This is a genomic window from Pseudoalteromonas sp. SR45-5 (assembly GCF_014163565.1).
GTDB lineage: Bacteria > Pseudomonadota > Gammaproteobacteria > Enterobacterales > Alteromonadaceae > Pseudoalteromonas > Pseudoalteromonas distincta.
The window spans coordinates 1-16,763 of the sequence record NZ_JACJDN010000018.1; the positions used below are offsets into that span (position 1 = coordinate 1).

Genomic DNA, 16,763 nt, shown 5'->3' on the forward strand with positions numbered 1-16,763 from the left:
TAATTCATTTATATAAAGTAAAAAAACATGAACGCTCGTAACGAACGTTCATAAAATGTAATAACCAAGGAGACGAGTATTGACTTCATACATCATAATTTCTCACAGTCTGCCTCACGCTCACAGCCGAACTTCGCTAAAGTGCCATTTATAGTATTTGAATTTAGGTCTAGATTGATGATCGTAAATGCCAGCATAGCGGTTGTTCAAGTATTTATATTTAGATGACTTATTTGTATCCCCCTAATCTCTGCCATATTAGAAAGTTACTGGTTAAGATTAGGTTTTTGTATCGCTGATAAAGATGCATATCATGTTCATCACTCTTCTTTATCCAGCAACTCCATTAATCCAACCAGTGCAGCGAAAAGTACAGCCCCTACAGGCCAAATTATCCAAGTTACGCCCCAATCCATAGTCCATAAGCTCCAACCAAGAAAGATAGCGATTAGCAAAGGCCAGTAGAATGCAGCGAGTTTTTCAGCACGTTTTACACGTCTACTCTTTACGGTATCTAGAGGCCCATCTTTTAGAATATTGTTATAAGCCTCGTATTTAGCCGCAACAGGAGACACAATGTATATCCCAGCGGCTATGATGAGCATAAGTACAATTAGCATCATTAGAGTTATACTTGGGCCTCTGAAAAGCATACTAGCAAACATAAGAGGTGCAAAACTGATAATGAACATAAATATACCCAACGATAATCTTCGATTATAGGTAGGTCTGAACTTTGTTAATTTTTCATTGAAAACACCATGTACACCATAGGCTAATTCAAATGCTTCATTATCTATTACCGCTATATCGCTTTCATATTGGTTGGCTCTGAGAAAAAAATTTATTCCCATAGAGACCATAACTACAATACACACAACTCCTATCGCTGTTGCGATATTGCCTGTCAGGTTCAATCGATTGGTTTCAGCCATTGCCAAGAAGAAAAACAAAGGTACTACTGAGCATAAACAAAGTATAACTCCTTTAGTGATTAAGGCTGACACTTCCATCTTATTTTCAATATATTTTGCTGCTTGTTCTAAACTAATTTGAATGATATCAGGCTTTTTATTTTCATCATGAGAATCAAAAGCTTCATTCTCATCTCTTAGTAGAAAGTCAGTAGATACGTCAAAAAGCTCCGCCAACATAATTATCCTATTTAAATCAGGTATGCTATTAGTGCTTTCCCACTTAGACACTGACTGCCTAGAAACATTCATCTTTTCAGCCAATTCTTCCTGCGACCAACCAACTTGTTTTCTTAATCTGACAATCTTTTCTGCTAAAATCATAAAGTTCATTCCTTCATTTGTTGTTGAGCGGTAAGCATAGAAAGTCAGGTAGTTGCAGACCAGCAAGTCAAGTTGTTAATTTGTCAACCAGCGGTTGCAATTAGGCTAAACAGCTAAATTTAAACATTTTATTTGGTGCTAGCAAGTTAGTTTTTCATTTTGAGAGTCGAACCAAATTAGACATCCTAAATATAACTAAGCTGTCAATCTATGGCAAAATTTCCCCATCAGGCAGGTCTTCCAGCCCAAAAACTTTAAAGGTGCCCGTTTGATCCAATTTTGTCACTCGCTTAGGGAAGAGTTTAGTGTTTAATTGCTAAAATCACCTATAGCATAACTAGGGCATCCATAGTTAAACCACCTCAAAAAAAGAATGTTAGGAATGGGTCAATTTTGTTGACTAACGGTTGCTCGATTTAAGTTGTTAATTTACATTATTATTGATAATTTTCAGTAATTTGACATGATTAATTCATTAGAAATCTGTGTAAAAATTAAATGCTAGCGTCTTCTATACTCACAAAGTGATCTTGAAACCGAATTCATTACTGACTGATTTAGGCTCAAATGAGCATCAAGTGATGGAAGTTCAAAGGCAGCAACGAGCTTACACTAGCCCTCAAACATGCAGTATATATTGGTTTGAATTACCAATAATCTGTTTATTCTTTTACAAAAACTAATGTCAGCTTTCGGCTAATAGTTAGCTTTAGTAAAGCAGGTTCGAACGTCAGCTATAGAGAAAAATGGATTCCAATTACAAGATGCTTGAGCGGCTGTTAATCGCTCCTAGCCGCCTTTAAAAGTCATTCAAACAAGATTAAATTTTAAAACCCTGTCTTAAAATAGGCATACCCGCCGCAGGGATCTATCGCTAATTCATAATATTTAGTTCAGTTAATCTGAGCGCACCACTACGTTTATTTACTTTAGTGTCGGTTCAACGGCAAAAAATGTCGATTCAGATAAACATTAATGAAGCAGGTTAAAAAACTCGCTAAATTCCTTATCAACAAAACGCCAAATACCTATTTTGATAAGGAATATAGTCATGAACATTATTACAAAAACAGTTATAGCACTGAGTTTAACAAGCCACTTTAGTGCGCATGCCATTGACCTGCGAGTCGACAACATTCGTGTATACCAAAGTAATTCGCAAAGCTTTTCTGCGCCGAGTTCGCTTTATATTGACGATGGTAAAATTGTAAACGTTGCTAAAGCGACCGACCCACTACAAAACGCCGATAAAACTATTGATGCCAACAACCAATATGCAATACCTGGTTTAATTGATTTACATGTACATTTGGGTTCATCAGGCAGTAACTTTACTGAGTTTCAGTATTTGCCGGTTAAATCGCACTTTAATTCTAATTTGTATTTAGGCGTAACTAACATTGTTGATTTGTTTTCGTTTGAGCAAACCCTAAACGAAGCCGCTCAATTAGAAGAAGCCCAACTAACCCCTAACCTTTTTTATGCAGGTACATTGTTTACCAACCCTGGCGGGCATGGCACGCAGTTTGGTGGCAACGCTTACGAAATTGCCAAAAATGAAGACATAGCAGCGCTATGGAAAAAACATATAAGCACCCAACCCCATGTAACTAAAGCGGTTATTGAAACCTTTGGCGGTGTGGGTAAATCGTTGACTGATAGCCAATTAAGCGATCTTGGTAAGCGCTCTAAAGCGGCTAATTTACCGTATTTTGTGCATGTTTCTACACTAGATGATGGCAAACGCGCTATTAAGGCCGGTGCAACGGCTTTAGCCCACGGTATTAATAGCGAAGCGATAGATGATGAGTTTATTACGCTAATGAAACAGCATAATGTAACCTACATTCCTACCCTTGCGGTGTACCACAACCATAGCGATGAAAAGCATAACCATACTATTAGCTCACAAAACGAGTTACTAAAAACCATTCCCGAAAAGCTTCAAGAGTGCTTGTTTGAAAATGTGCCTGCGCCTTCAAAATGGAAAGAACAAGCATGGAGTAAACGTAAAACCGCTTATGCAAATATTCAAAAGTTACATAAAGCTAATATCACTATAGGCACCGGCTCTGATGCCGGAAACCCATACACAATCCATGGTACAGGGTTACATAACGAGTTAGATGCACTTAAAAAAGCGGGCCTAACTAATGGTGAAATAATTAATGCGGCAACGGTTAACGGCGCACAAGCGATCAATAAAGCAGATAGTATTGGTAAGCTTGCTAAAGGCTTTGAGGCAAGCTTTATACTGCTTAAGCAAAACCCACTTGATGATATAAACCATATTCACAGAATCTCAGAGGTTTATAAAGCAGGTATACAAGTAGACCGCCCAGCGCTTATTGCTCAAAACAAAGCCATAAAGCCACAAGGCCCCACTTGTAATGAAGTAATTAAAAGCAGCCAAGCGCAGCATGTTATTGATGATTTTACCGGTGATACACCATGGCAAGCCTTAAGCGACTCGGTAATGGGTGGTCAGTCTGTGGCAACGCTTACCACGCATAAAAATAGCTTAACTATAGATACAACCATTACAAAGCCAACAAGCTTTGGCGCGTGGGCAGGCGCTGAAATAAAATTTACATCACCGGCTGATGCTTCAGCATTTAAAGGTGTGCGCTTAACGTATAAAGGGTCTACCACGCCTTTTGCTTTGTCTGTTTATCATAGTGATGTAAAAGATTGGGATCACTTTAGTGTACTTTTAAAGCCGCGCGATGAATGGACCACGCTTGATATTCCCTTCACTACACTTAAACAATTTGGTTTTGGTAGCCCAGTTACGTGGTCGGCAACAGAATTAACTGGGGTTAACTTAATGTGGCGTAAAATGCCAGGCGAAAGCATTGAGTCATTAAAAAACACACTACAAATCAAAGAGCTAACTTACTTTTAAATGAGTAGCAGTCAAAACACAAAATCATTTGGGTTTTGACTGTTTTTTGTTATGGTTTAATCACTTACAAAAAGAAGCACATACTATGCTCAAACATCCTTTTTATAAATACAGCTTTTTTATTCTACTTATTGTAGATATTGCTTATGCCCTTGGGCTAATAATCGCGAACTCCGCCCCCTTTACTACTGGTAGTGCACTCGCTGCAACTGTGTGGTTCGTAACTTTTTACTGGCTTCCTGTTTGGAGTGCGGCAGCGGTTATTTTTTACCTTCGCAATAAACACATTAACAAAATAGCATTTGAATGGTTAATTGCAGTTGTATTTATGGCACTTGGTAATGTGCTTACCGATATATTACTCACACAGCTTTTTGATGGGCATAAATCGATGGGAGTATTTGTTGTATTTAACGGCTTACTTTGGGGATCGTGTATTTACTTTACCAGTATTTTTATTGAAAATAAAAAACGCGCAACAGCCGAAAAACACGCACTTAAACAAGCCCAACTTGCTACATTACGATATCAACTAAACCCTCACTTTATGTTTAATAGCTTAAATACAATTTCGGCCTATATTCATACAAACCCTGATTTAGCCGATGAAGTACTGCATGAACTTGCTGATATTTTAAGGTACTCCCTTGATACCGCCGAGCAACAGCAAATACCTTTACAGCAAGAGCTTACAATAATAGAAAAATACTTAAATATTGAAAAAGCACGCTTTGGCGATAAACTTCAGGTTAATTACCATATTCCCAATAGGCTTAAAGACATATCGCTACCACCGCTACTTATTCAGCCAATTATTGAAAACGCCATTAAACACAACGCCAACCAAACTTCTCTAATACTTAATATAACCCTGAGTGAGCTTCCAAACGGCGTTAAAATACAAATTAGCGATAATGGTAAGGGTTTTTCGAGCGATGTAATAAAGCACGGGCATGGCAATGGTGTAGGGATGAAAAACATACTCAAGCGCGTCAAACAACTTGGTAAAAGTAAGGTACTACTGAGCAATAATAATGGTGCAGTGGTTACGTTGGAGCTAGCACTATGAACAGCAAAAACCAGCAACATACTATTACTAAAATGCGCGTATTATTTGCCGATGACGAGCTTCCCGCTCGCGAAAAATTAAGCCATCAATTAAGTTTAATGGAGCATGTTGAATTGGTGGCTATGGCTACAAATGGCAAAGAGGCTATTACATTAATCAATGAGCTGACCCCTGATGTGGTATTACTTGATATTCAAATGCCTGAAATTAACGGCCTTGAGCTTATTGATTTACTTAACTACCAGCCCATTATTATTTACACAACCGCGTACGATCAATTTGCTATTGAAGCATTCGAGAACGCCTCAACTGACTACTTACTCAAACCTTTTCCTATTGCTAGGCTAAAAAAAGCTCTCGCCAAAGCGCAGCAGCAACTAGAGCAACAACGTGCACATACCCTAGTCAATCACGAACCCAACGAGCAAACGTTTACATTAACCAAAAACACTATAAATAAGCTCATTAGTAAAAGTGGTGAGCGCATATTTTTACTCTCCCCTAGTAATATTAAATTTATTAAATCGGAGCAGGGCAATAGTTTGGCGTGGAATGGCGATACATTTCATCATTTAAGCGATACACTTGATCAGCTTGAGCATGCTTTAGCAGCACATAACTTTGTACGAATCCACCGCAGTTATTTGGTTAATATTGACCACATTAAAGAAATACAGCGCTGGTTTAATGGCAAACTTATGGTGATTGTAAATGACGATATTAAATCTGAACTAAGCACCAGCAGAGCCGGCGCAGATAAGTTAAAGCAATTGCTGCATATTTAACTTATCCAATATGCTACTGGTCGTTACTCGAATACACACTTAAAATAGGGAATTTATAATCGGCAAACGATACAGTTACCGATTGTGTTTCGTTGCCTTTAAAACCGAGTTTAAATTCCATTGGCATAAATCGGCTGCCGTCAGCAAAAAGTGCAAGTAAGTGCTCCTCGCCTAATTCTCGATTGCCCGACGATAAGTTAGTTAGCGTTATAACAGCCCAGCGTTCGCCCTCTTCATTGCTCATTAATACATAATTAACGATTTTAAAATCCCCTTTTTTAGGGGTTATGTTGCTATCGTTTGCAAACGATAAGTGCATGCTATTTGGTACTGCACGGTCAACATTTAGCGCTTTGATAGAGTCGGCTTGGCTTGCCCACGAAAGCACCAATAAAATGATCACTAAGGCTTTCTTCACTGTGAGTTCCTTTTTATTACCTAGTAAATTACCTAATAAATTACATAACAATAACTGTTTAAATTATATTCGCATTCCATACCTATTATGTAAACAAACAATCATCACAATTTTATCCAGCGCTTTGGCTGCGCCACTACAGACTAAGCGCTCATTCAGTGTGCTTGCGCTACTTTGAGGTAATAACGAGTGATAAGAGTAAATAATTCAAAGCTAACTTAAAGTAAAAAGCGCGATTAAACAGGAGTATAAACGTATGGCAAGCACACATAAAAACTCAACAACGGATTTATCTGATCCCAGTAACAGCATTCAAGTAAGAGGGGCGCGCGTTCACAACTTAAAAAATGTAGGCGTTGATTTACCTCGTAACGCATTGGTTGTTTTTACAGGAATATCGGGCTCTGGAAAGTCGTCGCTTGCGTTTGGAACGCTGTTTGCTGAGTCGCAGCACCGTTACCTTGATTCAGTATCGCCGTACGCCCGAAGGTTGATAGATCAAGTTGATGAGCCCGATGTTGATTCTATTGAAGGGCTACCGCCTGCCGTTGCTTTGCAGCAGCAACGCGGCGCACCGTCGGTTCGCTCATCAGTTGGCAGCATAACAACTATTTCTAACGCGCTACGCATGCTTTACTCTCGTGCTGGCGAATACCCCAAAGGGCAAGGCATACTTTACGCCGATGCGTTTTCGCCGAATACGCCACAAGGTGCGTGCCCAGAATGCTCAGGAATAGGCCGAGTGTTTGAAGTAACCGAAAAGCTACTTGTGCCAGATGATACAAAAACTATTCGCCAGCGCGCCATTGAAGCGTGGCCACCAGCATGGCAAGGTAAAAACCTAAGCCGTATACTTACCTCGCTTGGTTATGACATAGACACACCTTGGAACAAACTTTCTAAAAAAGCACGGGATTGGATTTTATTTACCGACGAAACACCTAGTGTGCCGGTATACCCAGATTACACCTATGAGCAAACACAAAATGCGATAAAAAATAACGAAGATCCAAGCTACATGGGAACTTTTTCAAGCGCTAAACGCTTTGTTTTACAGTCTTTTGCTACTACCCAAAGCCCGCGTACTAAAAAGCGCGTATCACAGTTTATGCAAATATCGCAGTGCCCTACTTGCCAAGGTAAAAAATTAAAACAAGCATCGTTAAGTGTTAAATTTGCAGGGCTTGATATTGGCGATCTATCTCAACTTACATTAAACGAGCTTGCTAAAAAACTAAGTAACGCCGCCAATACCAAAGTAAATAAAAATACAAAAAATCCAGAGCAAGCCATTGTTACGCAGCGCATTGCCAGCGATATACTCACCCGTATTGAAGCACTAACCATGCTTGGTTTAGGATACTTGTCGCTTGAGCGTACAACGCCAACGCTCTCACCCGGAGAGCTACAACGGTTGCGACTTGCCACACAAATTCGCTCTAAATTATTTGGGGTAGTTTACGTGTTAGATGAACCTTCAGCGGGTTTACACCCTGCAGACACTCAAGCACTTTTAAAAGCGCTTGATGAGCTAATAGCGGCTGGCAATTCTGTATTTGTTGTTGAACACGATGTTAGCGTTGTTAAACATGCCGATTGGATTGTTGATGTAGGCCCTGATGCCGGTGTGCATGGTGGCAACATTATTTACAGCGGCCCTGTTGAAGGGTTAAGCAAAGTAAAAAATTCGCACACTGCCCGCCACCTTTTTGCTAAAAACGCCAGTCAAGAGTCTACTCAAAACAGCGCGCAAAAAAAGGAGCAAAGGCAGCCAAAAGCGTGGTTAAAATTAGCTGATATTGAGCGTAACAATCTTAAAAAACTCAATGCAGAATTTCCACTGGGTGTTATGACAACCGTTACTGGGGTTTCGGGCTCGGGTAAATCAAGCCTAGTAAGCCAAGCGTTAGTAGAACTTGTTTACGAAGCACTTGGGCAAAAAGTAATACCGGAAGCCCCCACCGACGAAGCCGACTTACTCGAACAAGAACTGCAAACACACACCAGCGGAAAAATCATTGAAGGAATAAATAATATAAGCCGCCTGATTACCGTAAATCAAAAAGCGATTGGCCGTACCCCTCGTTCAAACTTAGCTACCTATACGGGTTTATTTGATCATGTGCGTAAACTATTTGCTTCTACCCAAAAAGCGAAAGAGCGCCGTTACGATGCTGGTCGCTTTTCGTTTAATGTTGCTAAAGGTCGCTGTAAAAACTGTGAAGGCGTTGGCTTTGTGAGTATAGAGCTGCTGTTTTTACCTAGTGTTTATTCACCTTGCCAAGTGTGTCATGGCAAACGTTATAACGAGCAAACACTTGAGGTTACATATCGTGATAAAGACATAAGCGATATCCTCAATTTAACGGTTGAATCGGCGCATACCTTTTTTGAAAATGAACCTGCAATACTGCGAGCACTCGATGCACTTATGCAAGTTGGTCTTGGGTATTTACGTTTAGGGCAACCTGCCACTGAGCTTTCGGGCGGTGAAGCGCAGCGTATTAAATTAGCAACTGAACTACAACGTACGCAGCGCGGTAACACCCTTTATATTCTTGATGAGCCAACTACAGGCCTGCATCCATCGGATGTATCAATGTTAATGGCGCAGTTAAATAAATTAGTTGATGCTGGCAATACCGTCATTATGGTTGAACACGATATGCAAGTAGCCCGCAATAGTGACTGGGTTATTGATGTAGGACCCGGTGCTGGCGAAGAAGGCGGCTTAATTGTAGCGCAAGGGAAACCTACAGAGGTAGCCCAATCTAAAATAAGCCGAACAGCACCTTTTTTGAATCGTGCAATTTAAAGAGCAGGTAAACACTAAATAACAAAAAAGAGCCAATGGCTCTTTTTTGTTATTAGCTTTTTAAAAAGCGTTCTATTTTAGGTTTTACCGTAACCGACATTATCAGCATTATAGTTAAACCTATTGGTAATGCGGCTAATAACCCTTCAGCCCATCCAGTTACAAATACACGCATATCTGCATAGCCAATATTATTAGTAGCGGTAACAAACGCCATAACCGACTCCATGATCAGCGCCATAAAAACACTAATCACTAAATTACGTTTTAGCTCGCTACTACTAGGCAATAACTTATTAACTAGCTTATGCATTAAGGTCATCATTACAAAACCAACAGGCGCCATAACCAATACTGCACTTATAAATGAGGTAAACCAATCTGCATAAAAATGCTCTGTAACACCCACATTCACATAAGTCATAATGCCAGTTAGAGTACCGCCAATTAAGGTAATAATACTTACCATAACCAGTATTTTATAAATTACAGGTGTTTTTTTAGGCTCAACCATTACTGGGTTTGCTGATACGGGTGTACTCATTTTTGGGCATGCCTTAAGCGTTAAATAGATGACAAAATCAACTATAACAAATTAATTGACAATATCAACCACTTTTTGAGCTAACCAAAAATAAGCCAAATTCCAACTAACCCCATTAAGCTACCAGCAATACGGTTCATCCATTTAATATTATCACCACGGCTTAAAAATAAACGTAAGCTTTTACCGCCTGTTGCGTAAGCTAACATACTTAAAAACTCGGTGGTCATTATAACACCAAGCAATACTAAAAGCTGAGGGGCTACAGCATGCTCAACACTTATAAAGGGTGGCAGTAGTGAAATCATAAACGCCCACCCTTTAGGGTTAGCAATTGCGGTTACAAAACCTTGCGTAAATAACGACTTCCTACTTACGTCACTTGGTTTTGAGGTATCGACCGACATTTTTCCTTTGGCTCGCCACATGTTAACGCCAATATAAATTAAGTACGCACCGCCTACCCACTTTAAAATAGCGAACGCATCTGGGTAATTTAGCATTACGCTTGCAACGCCTAATACCGCAGCTATAGCAACACTTGCTACACCTAACAGCTCACCTATCATCATCCATAATGTGCGGCGCACGCCAATGCTCATACCGAGTGTCATGGCAAGGGTCATACACATACCTGGCGTTATCGACACAAAAAAGAAGGTAGGAATAAAAACCGCAAGTGCTGCTACATCAATCATTAATTTACTCTCATATTAAAAGCAAAAACGCGGCTATAAGTAGCCGCGCTGTTGCTTACTCATTTTTATTACTATTGACCAGCACTTACCACGGGGTCAGTAATAACCTCTACTGGCTCTGCTGTATCATTTAACAAATACTTATCTAACCACTGTTCTTGTTCCCACAACACATGTAATAAGCTTTTACGCGCACGGTAACCATGTGCTTCATAAGGGAGCATTACTAAGCGAGCATCTTTACCTAAACCTTTAAGGGCTGCGTACATGCGCTCACTTTGCATTGGGAAGGTTCCTGAATTAGGATCTTCTTGGCCGTGGATCATTAGCATTGGTTCGTTAATTTTTTCAGCATGGAAAAACGGCGACATATTAGCGTACACACTTTGTGCTTGCCAAAAATCACGCTCTTCTCCTTGAAAACCAAACGGCGTTAATGTGCGGTTATACGCGCCACTGCGAGCAATACCTGTTTTAAATAAATCGCTATGAGCCAATAAGTTAGCAACCATAAATGCACCATACGAGTGCCCTGCTATGGCTATTTTGTTTTTATCGGCAATACCTTTTTTAACCAATACATCAACAGCTGCTTGCGCACTTGATACTAACTGCTTTCTAAAGTTATCGTTTGGCTCGCTGCCATCAATACCCACTATTGGCATTTTAGGGTCGTCAAACACGGCAATCCCTTTAGCAAGGTAAGGCATTGGGCCCCAATAACCAATGTAGGTAAACGCATAAGGCGATTCGCGTACTTGCGATGCAACGGCTTTATCTTTGTATTCAAGTGGATAAGCCCACATAAGTACCGGTAACGGGCCTTGTGTTTTATCGTACCCTGGTGGTAAATAAAGCGTGCCCGAAAGCTCAACGCCGTCGTCGCGTTTATAACGTAATTGCTCTTTAGTTACGCCTTTAAATGCAGGGTACGGATGCTCAAATGTCGTTAGTTGCGTTAACGTGTCGTTATCTAAATCACGTATAAAAAAGTTAGGTTGCTCAGTTTTAGATTCGCGAATAGTAATAAAGCGCTCACCTTCGTCATCAAGTAGTGCACGAACACGCTCATAGTATGGCGCTTCTGATTGCCATAAACGCTTGCTGCTATTTGTTTTAACATCGTACCTATCTAAAAACGGCACATTACCTTGCTCTGAAGCACCATTACCGCGCAGGTAAATATAACGCCCGCCTACAATTTTAATTACGTTTGCGCCTAAATCGTTGCGCTCGTAAATGGCATTACCCGGGTCTTTGTACGCATCGTTGTAACTACGCTCTGAAAATAGCACGCGGTTTCTGTCGGCATTTCGTGGTTGCACTATGTAAGTACGTACTTGGCGATCGCTAAAGCGCCAGTCTGTCAGCATTGCTACGTTTTCGTTGCCCCACTCCATTCCCGCATAACGGCGCTCTACTTTGGCAAATAATTTAGGCTCGCGTTTAAATGGTGCACGTAAGCTGTAAACATAATCATGATGCTCAACGTCGGTTTTCATGTCGCCGCCATCTTGCGCCTCGGCCCAAATAACTTCAGCACCTTGATCGGCTCGCCATTCAAAATCACGGCGGCCAGTGCGTACACTGTCGTAACCTTGTGGAATATTATCGGCAAGTGGCTGTTTTGCCAGCTCTGCTAATGCATAGCCGCGCATGCCCCATATTTGCCACGTGCTTGCAAAGCGGCTGTAAGGCACTTGATACGAAAACGGCTCATTAATACCAGCAACTAAAATATTGGTAGAATCAGGTGATACTGAAAACGATTTAAATAAAGAAGGGCTACCTATTGCTTGAGTATTGCCATCAAGCGTTATGTAAGCCAATTGCCCTTGGCCGTAAAACTTAAACTGTGATTCATCAAACGGGCTGGTTAATAAATTTTGGTAAGTACGTGCTGGCGCTTTTTCGCCAGTACTTTGTTGAATAACAGGCACTACATTTTGGCTGTTATTTTCAAGCCTTGGTTTACCAAAATTAACAGCAAGATTTGCAACAATGGCGCTGCTATCTGGCAGCCATTTATATGGCGATGCAGTTAGTACCGAATTTAACGCAGCACTAGTTAACTCTTTTGCTTGTTTTGTTTCAACGCTGTAAAGCCATAAGTTGGCTTGGGTTGGTTGCTCAACAACAAAGGCTAAATATTTACTATTAGATGACCATTTAGGTGAGCGGATAATGCCATTAGGTAAGTTGTTAATGCTAATAACCGACCCGCTTTGAACATGCTTTAGCTCCACGGCACTAAATTTGGCACTCACACGAGAGCGCGAAAAATTAGCGGGGTTTAGCTTAATACCTGCAAGCTTAAGCTCTTCTTTTGCAAGTTCATCAAGGGTTACTACACGTTTGCGCTCAAAAAGCGCTAGCCACTGGCCATCGCTCGATAAGTAACTAGTGGGTGCTAACTTAGCGTCAACCAATGCTGCAAGTTCGGGTGATGGGGTTTGATAGCCCTGCTCGGCGTAACTTGTTGGGACTAATGCCGCACAACAAATAAAGACAACTAACAGCCTAAAAGCGCTCATGTTTTTATCCTTTTGTTATTTTTTACTCTTATAGGCGTATATAAACACGTTTTGCTTTGTTCATAAAGTATTAAGGTAAGTTAAACACCTCTAAAAGATGACTTAATAGTGCTGATTAAGCTAAACTACAGCGCTATTTATTCACCACTGCGGTACTTAAAATACAATGCATAACAAAGCCAAATCAGTCACCATTTTTGATGTTGCAGAGCGTGCTGGTGTATCAAAATCAACCGTATCCTTGGTACTTACCCAAAGCGATAAAGTGGGCAATAAAAGTAAACAAAAAATACTAAAAGCGATAGATGAGCTAGGGTACGTTTATAATCGTGATGCCGCTGCTATGCGCTCAAAACGCTCTAACTTAGTGGCCATAGTAATAAATGATTTAACTAACCCAGCTATGGCACACCTTGCTACCAGCTTAGAACTTTTGTTAAACGACAATGGCTTACAAGCCATGATTGTAAGCAGTAATAATAGCCTTGAGCTACAAGCAAACGCAGTTAAAAACTTAAAAGAATACAACGCGGCTGCATTTATTATTTGCCCCGTTGCTAATACTTGCCCCAAATGGCTTGATGCGCTCAGCGCGCAACACAAAGTAATTACCTTAATGAGTGAAGTGCCCTTTAGCGCAGCTCCGTGTGTATTACCCGACTATAAAAAAGCCAGCCACGTAGCCAGTATGCATTTACTCGCACAAGGCGTGACAAACATAGCATTTATAGGCAGTGAACTTACTTTAAGTGATTCACAAGCACTGCAAAGTGGCTTTAATACCGCATGCGCGCAGCACAGCATTACACCATTAGCACCCATTGACTGCGCAGTAAACACAGCCCTTAGCGCTAAAAATGCATTTATGGAAGCATATAAACACAAACCCACATTAAACGCAGTGGTGTGTGCAAACGATATTATTGCTCAAGGTGTTATTGCCGCTATTAACTCATTAACACATCACTGTATTAAAGTAGTGAGTTGCCACCACATTCCTAATAGCGCGGTTATAAATAATCACTTAACCACCGTGGCTATTAGTACAACTGATATAGCTAAGCGGTGCCTTTTAATACTCCAAGAGCTACTACAAAATACAGCCCCGCCAGTAAAAACACTGGTAAATGTAAACTTACAAATTAGAGATTCTAGCCAATGAAAAAAGTGCTGGTAATTGGCTACGTATGGCCAGAGCCAAATTCGTCTGCTGCGGGAACGCACATGATGTCGTTATTAAATGCATTTAGAGCGCAAAACTGGGACGTTGAATTTGCAACGCCCGCGCAGCGCACCGACCACATGGTAAACCTTGACGACTTTGGTATAACCAGCCAAAGCATTGCACTAAACTGCGATAGCTTTGACGAGTACGTTAAAGCCTATAACCCAGATATAGTCATGTTTGACCGCTTTATGATGGAAGAACAATTTGGCTGGCGCGTCGATAAACATTGCCCAAATGCCATTAAAATTCTCGATACCGAAGATTTACAATGCCTACGTAATGCACGCCACGAAGCGCACAAAGGTGAGCACGAGTTTACAACCAGCGATTTACACTCAGACATAGCAAAACGAGAAATTGCCGCTATTTTACGCTGCGACCTAAGCTTAATTATTTCAAGTTATGAAATGAGCCTGCTAAACAGCGTATTTAAAATAGAGCCAAGCTTATTACACCATTTACCATTTATGGTCGATTTAAGCTCACTGCCTACAAGTACAAAAACGTTTGAGCAGCGCCAGCACTTTATGACCATAGGTAACTTTAGACACGCACCAAACTGGGATGCTGTACTTTATTTGCAAAAAATATGGCCACTTATTCGCAAGCAACTCCCAAAAGCAGAACTACATATTTATGGCTCCTACCCACCACCAAAAGCCACGGCACTAAATAACCCTAAAACAGGGTTTTTAATAAAAGGCTGGGCCGATAATGCGTTTGATGTAATGCAAAGCGCACGCGTATGTTTAGCACCACTTCGTTTTGGTGCAGGCATTAAAGGTAAATTACTTGAAGCCATGATTATGCAAACACCCAGCGTTACCACCTATATTGGTGCAGAGGGCATGCATAACGATTTACCATGGCCTGGTAAAATAGCCAACACCGCCGACGATTTTGCCAATGCTGCTGTTGAAATGTACACCAATCAAAGTGACTTTGAACAAGCGCAGCAAGATGGCAACACGCTCCTTAATACGCTTTACGATAAAGCACAATTGAGTACGGTGTTAATTAAAAAAATCGATTCAATAAGTAGCGATTTAGAGGCTCATCGCGAAAAAAACTTTACAGGCCAAATGCTCAAACATCATACAATGCGCAGCACTCAATACATGTCGCAATGGATAGCTGAAAAAAATAAAAAATTAGATTAAAAATGACTAGACACACACCAATTAGTGTTTAAAATCGCGCCCATCAAACGTGGGCAGTTTTAGCTGTATTGTCTATATTTTTAGCTTAGTTATCGCAATATTTGGTCCAAAAAGATTTGAAAACTGCAACCTTTACAGAAAAACGCAAATTTATCGTTAAATTGGGTAAAATGCTTCACAAGTATGGTACGCCTGCTTACCGCCTAGAAGCCCACCTAATGGAAGTGGCTACATATTTAGGACTTAAATCGTCGTTTGTTATGTCGCCAACTTCGGTAACGTTTGTTATTTGGACTGATGGCCACGAAGACGAGTACACCCATGTTGCGCGTGTAGACCCTGGCGATCACGATTTAGGCTCACTTGCCGACACCGACGACCTTGTAAACCAAATGCTTGACGACAAGCTAACTTTACAAGAAGTTGACGCCCAGCTAGATGCTATCTACGACATGCCAAACCCATACAATAAACTTGTTACGGGCGTTGCGTTTGCAACTTCTGGTGGTGCGTTTGCAATGTTAATGGGTACTAGCTGGACTGATGTTATTTGGTCATCGCTTCTTACTTTAGTTGTTTATTTGTTTGTGCTTTGGTCGGGACGCTCAAAACGCGTAGCCCATATGCTTGAGCCATTGGTAGCCATAATATCGGCAATACTTGCCTGTGCAGTAAGCGTGTATATAACACCTGAAATAAACATACGCTTGGTGGTACTTTCGGCCATTATTGTATTTATACCAGGTTTAGCACTTGCGCTTGGCTTAGCAGAGCTTGCAGCGCGGCATTTAGTGTCGGGTACAGCAAGAGTCATGGACTCGTTTATGCTGTTATTTAAACTCTATTTTGGCGGTTTTATTGGCATAGGCATTGGCTTTGCACTCTTTGGGCAAGCTGACTTTGTACAACCTGAACCATTACCAAAGTGGACCGCATGGCTGGCTATATTTTTACTTTGTAGCAGCTTAATCGTTATTTTTAGAACCAAACTTAAGCACGCTGTTTGGTCTATTGCATCAGGCTTTATAGCGTATGGCACCAGTATTGGCTCGGCTATGTACCTTGATTACACGTTAGGTACGTTTGTGGGTGCTTTATCGGTAGGTATATTTAGTAACTTGTTTAACCGTGTTGCTAATGCGCCGGCTTCTATTGTGGCCATGCAAGGCTTAATTGTATTAGTACCAGGTAGCAAAACCTATATTGGCTTAAACTCACTCATTGAAGGCCAAGACTTTATATACGCAGAGCATATAGGCCAGCAAACGTTTTTAATATTTATGTCGCTTGTTGCAGGGCTAATATTTGC

The 16,763-nt window shown here is 40.8% G+C and carries 12 protein-coding genes; 7 read left to right on the forward strand and 5 right to left on the reverse strand.

Features of this window, described 5'->3' with window-relative positions:
* Positions 1–320: 320 nt before the first annotated feature.
* Positions 321–1,298, reverse strand: a complete 978-nt coding sequence (locus tag H5072_RS01625; RefSeq protein WP_182692468.1) for a helix-turn-helix domain-containing protein — start codon at positions 1,296–1,298, stop codon at positions 321–323.
* A 1,051-nt stretch (positions 1,299–2,349) separates the two neighbouring features.
* Between H5072_RS01625 and H5072_RS01630 the strand changes: the two genes are divergently transcribed.
* From H5072_RS01630 to H5072_RS01640, 3 genes are read left to right on the forward strand one after another with little or no spacing between them, the layout of a single operon-like run.
* Complete coding sequence (locus H5072_RS01630) at positions 2,350–4,203, forward strand: CIA30 family protein (protein WP_182692469.1); 1,854 nt, start codon at positions 2,350–2,352, stop codon at positions 4,201–4,203.
* A 28-nt stretch (positions 4,204–4,231) separates the two neighbouring features.
* Complete coding sequence (locus H5072_RS01635) at positions 4,232–5,272, forward strand: sensor histidine kinase (protein WP_182692470.1); 1,041 nt, start codon at positions 4,232–4,234, stop codon at positions 5,270–5,272.
* Positions 5,269–6,057: a LytTR family DNA-binding domain-containing protein gene (locus H5072_RS01640; protein WP_182692471.1), complete on the forward strand. Its 789-nt coding sequence runs from the start codon at positions 5,269–5,271 to the stop codon at positions 6,055–6,057. Before H5072_RS01635 ends, H5072_RS01640 begins: the two co-directional genes overlap by 4 nt.
* Before the next feature lie 13 nt (positions 6,058–6,070).
* Here the strand turns inward: H5072_RS01640 and H5072_RS01645 are convergent, their stop codons facing one another.
* On the reverse strand, positions 6,071–6,475 hold the full coding sequence (locus H5072_RS01645) for a hypothetical protein (RefSeq protein ID WP_024597346.1): 405 nt from the start codon (positions 6,473–6,475) through the stop codon (positions 6,071–6,073).
* A gap of 256 nt (positions 6,476–6,731) precedes the next feature.
* On the opposite strand from H5072_RS01645, the gene uvrA reads away from it, so the two are divergent.
* Complete coding sequence (gene uvrA / locus H5072_RS01650) at positions 6,732–9,290, forward strand: excinuclease ABC subunit UvrA (protein ID WP_182692472.1); 2,559 nt, start codon at positions 6,732–6,734, stop codon at positions 9,288–9,290.
* Positions 9,291–9,342: 52 nt separating this feature from the next.
* Here the strand turns inward: uvrA and H5072_RS01655 are convergent, their stop codons facing one another.
* The 3 genes from H5072_RS01655 to H5072_RS01665 all read right to left on the reverse strand — a co-directional run bounded on the left by H5072_RS01655 (position 9,343) and on the right by H5072_RS01665 (position 13,066).
* Positions 9,343–9,834 carry a DUF2798 domain-containing protein gene (locus H5072_RS01655; protein ID WP_182692473.1) on the reverse strand — a complete coding sequence of 164 codons (492 nt, stop codon included), beginning with the start codon at positions 9,832–9,834 and terminating at the stop codon, positions 9,343–9,345.
* A gap of 80 nt (positions 9,835–9,914) precedes the next feature.
* A complete protein-coding gene (locus tag H5072_RS01660; RefSeq protein WP_024595057.1) occupies positions 9,915–10,532 on the reverse strand; it encodes a LysE family translocator in 618 nt (205 codons plus the stop codon).
* Between the two features lie 71 nt (positions 10,533–10,603).
* Complete coding sequence (locus H5072_RS01665) at positions 10,604–13,066, reverse strand: prolyl oligopeptidase family serine peptidase (RefSeq protein WP_154902959.1); 2,463 nt, start codon at positions 13,064–13,066, stop codon at positions 10,604–10,606.
* A gap of 166 nt (positions 13,067–13,232) precedes the next feature.
* Between H5072_RS01665 and H5072_RS01670 the strand changes: the two genes are divergently transcribed.
* The 3 genes from H5072_RS01670 to H5072_RS01680 form a co-directional block, all read left to right on the forward strand.
* Positions 13,233–14,228, forward strand: coding sequence for a LacI family DNA-binding transcriptional regulator (locus tag H5072_RS01670; RefSeq protein WP_182692474.1), 996 nt, complete (start codon positions 13,233–13,235; stop codon positions 14,226–14,228).
* Complete coding sequence (locus tag H5072_RS01675) at positions 14,225–15,454, forward strand: glycosyltransferase (protein ID WP_182692475.1); 1,230 nt, start codon at positions 14,225–14,227, stop codon at positions 15,452–15,454. Before H5072_RS01670 ends, H5072_RS01675 begins: the two co-directional genes overlap by 4 nt.
* 116 nt (positions 15,455–15,570) lie before the next feature.
* Positions 15,571–16,763: threonine/serine exporter ThrE family protein (locus H5072_RS01680; protein ID WP_182692476.1), on the forward strand; the 1,193-nt coding region annotated here is incomplete at its 3' end.

Bases quoted from the DNA above. Each gene is read 5' to 3' on its own strand.
- H5072_RS01625 (WP_182692468.1), bottom strand. From the start codon at position 1,298: ATGATTTTAGCAGAAAAGATTGTCAGATTAAGAAAACAAGTTGGTTGG.
- H5072_RS01630 (WP_182692469.1), top strand. From the start codon at position 2,350: ATGAACATTATTACAAAAACAGTTATAGCACTGAGTTTAACAAGCCAC.
- H5072_RS01640 (WP_182692471.1), top strand. From the start codon at position 5,269: ATGAACAGCAAAAACCAGCAACATACTATTACTAAAATGCGCGTATTA.
- uvrA (WP_182692472.1), top strand. From the start codon at position 6,732: ATGGCAAGCACACATAAAAACTCAACAACGGATTTATCTGATCCCAGT.
- H5072_RS01655 (WP_182692473.1), bottom strand. From the start codon at position 9,834: ATGAGTACACCCGTATCAGCAAACCCAGTAATGGTTGAGCCTAAAAAA.
- H5072_RS01660 (WP_024595057.1), bottom strand. From the start codon at position 10,532: ATGATTGATGTAGCAGCACTTGCGGTTTTTATTCCTACCTTCTTTTTT.
- H5072_RS01665 (WP_154902959.1), bottom strand. From the start codon at position 13,066: ATGAGCGCTTTTAGGCTGTTAGTTGTCTTTATTTGTTGTGCGGCATTA.
- H5072_RS01670 (WP_182692474.1), top strand. From the start codon at position 13,233: ATGCATAACAAAGCCAAATCAGTCACCATTTTTGATGTTGCAGAGCGT.
- H5072_RS01675 (WP_182692475.1), top strand. From the start codon at position 14,225: ATGAAAAAAGTGCTGGTAATTGGCTACGTATGGCCAGAGCCAAATTCG.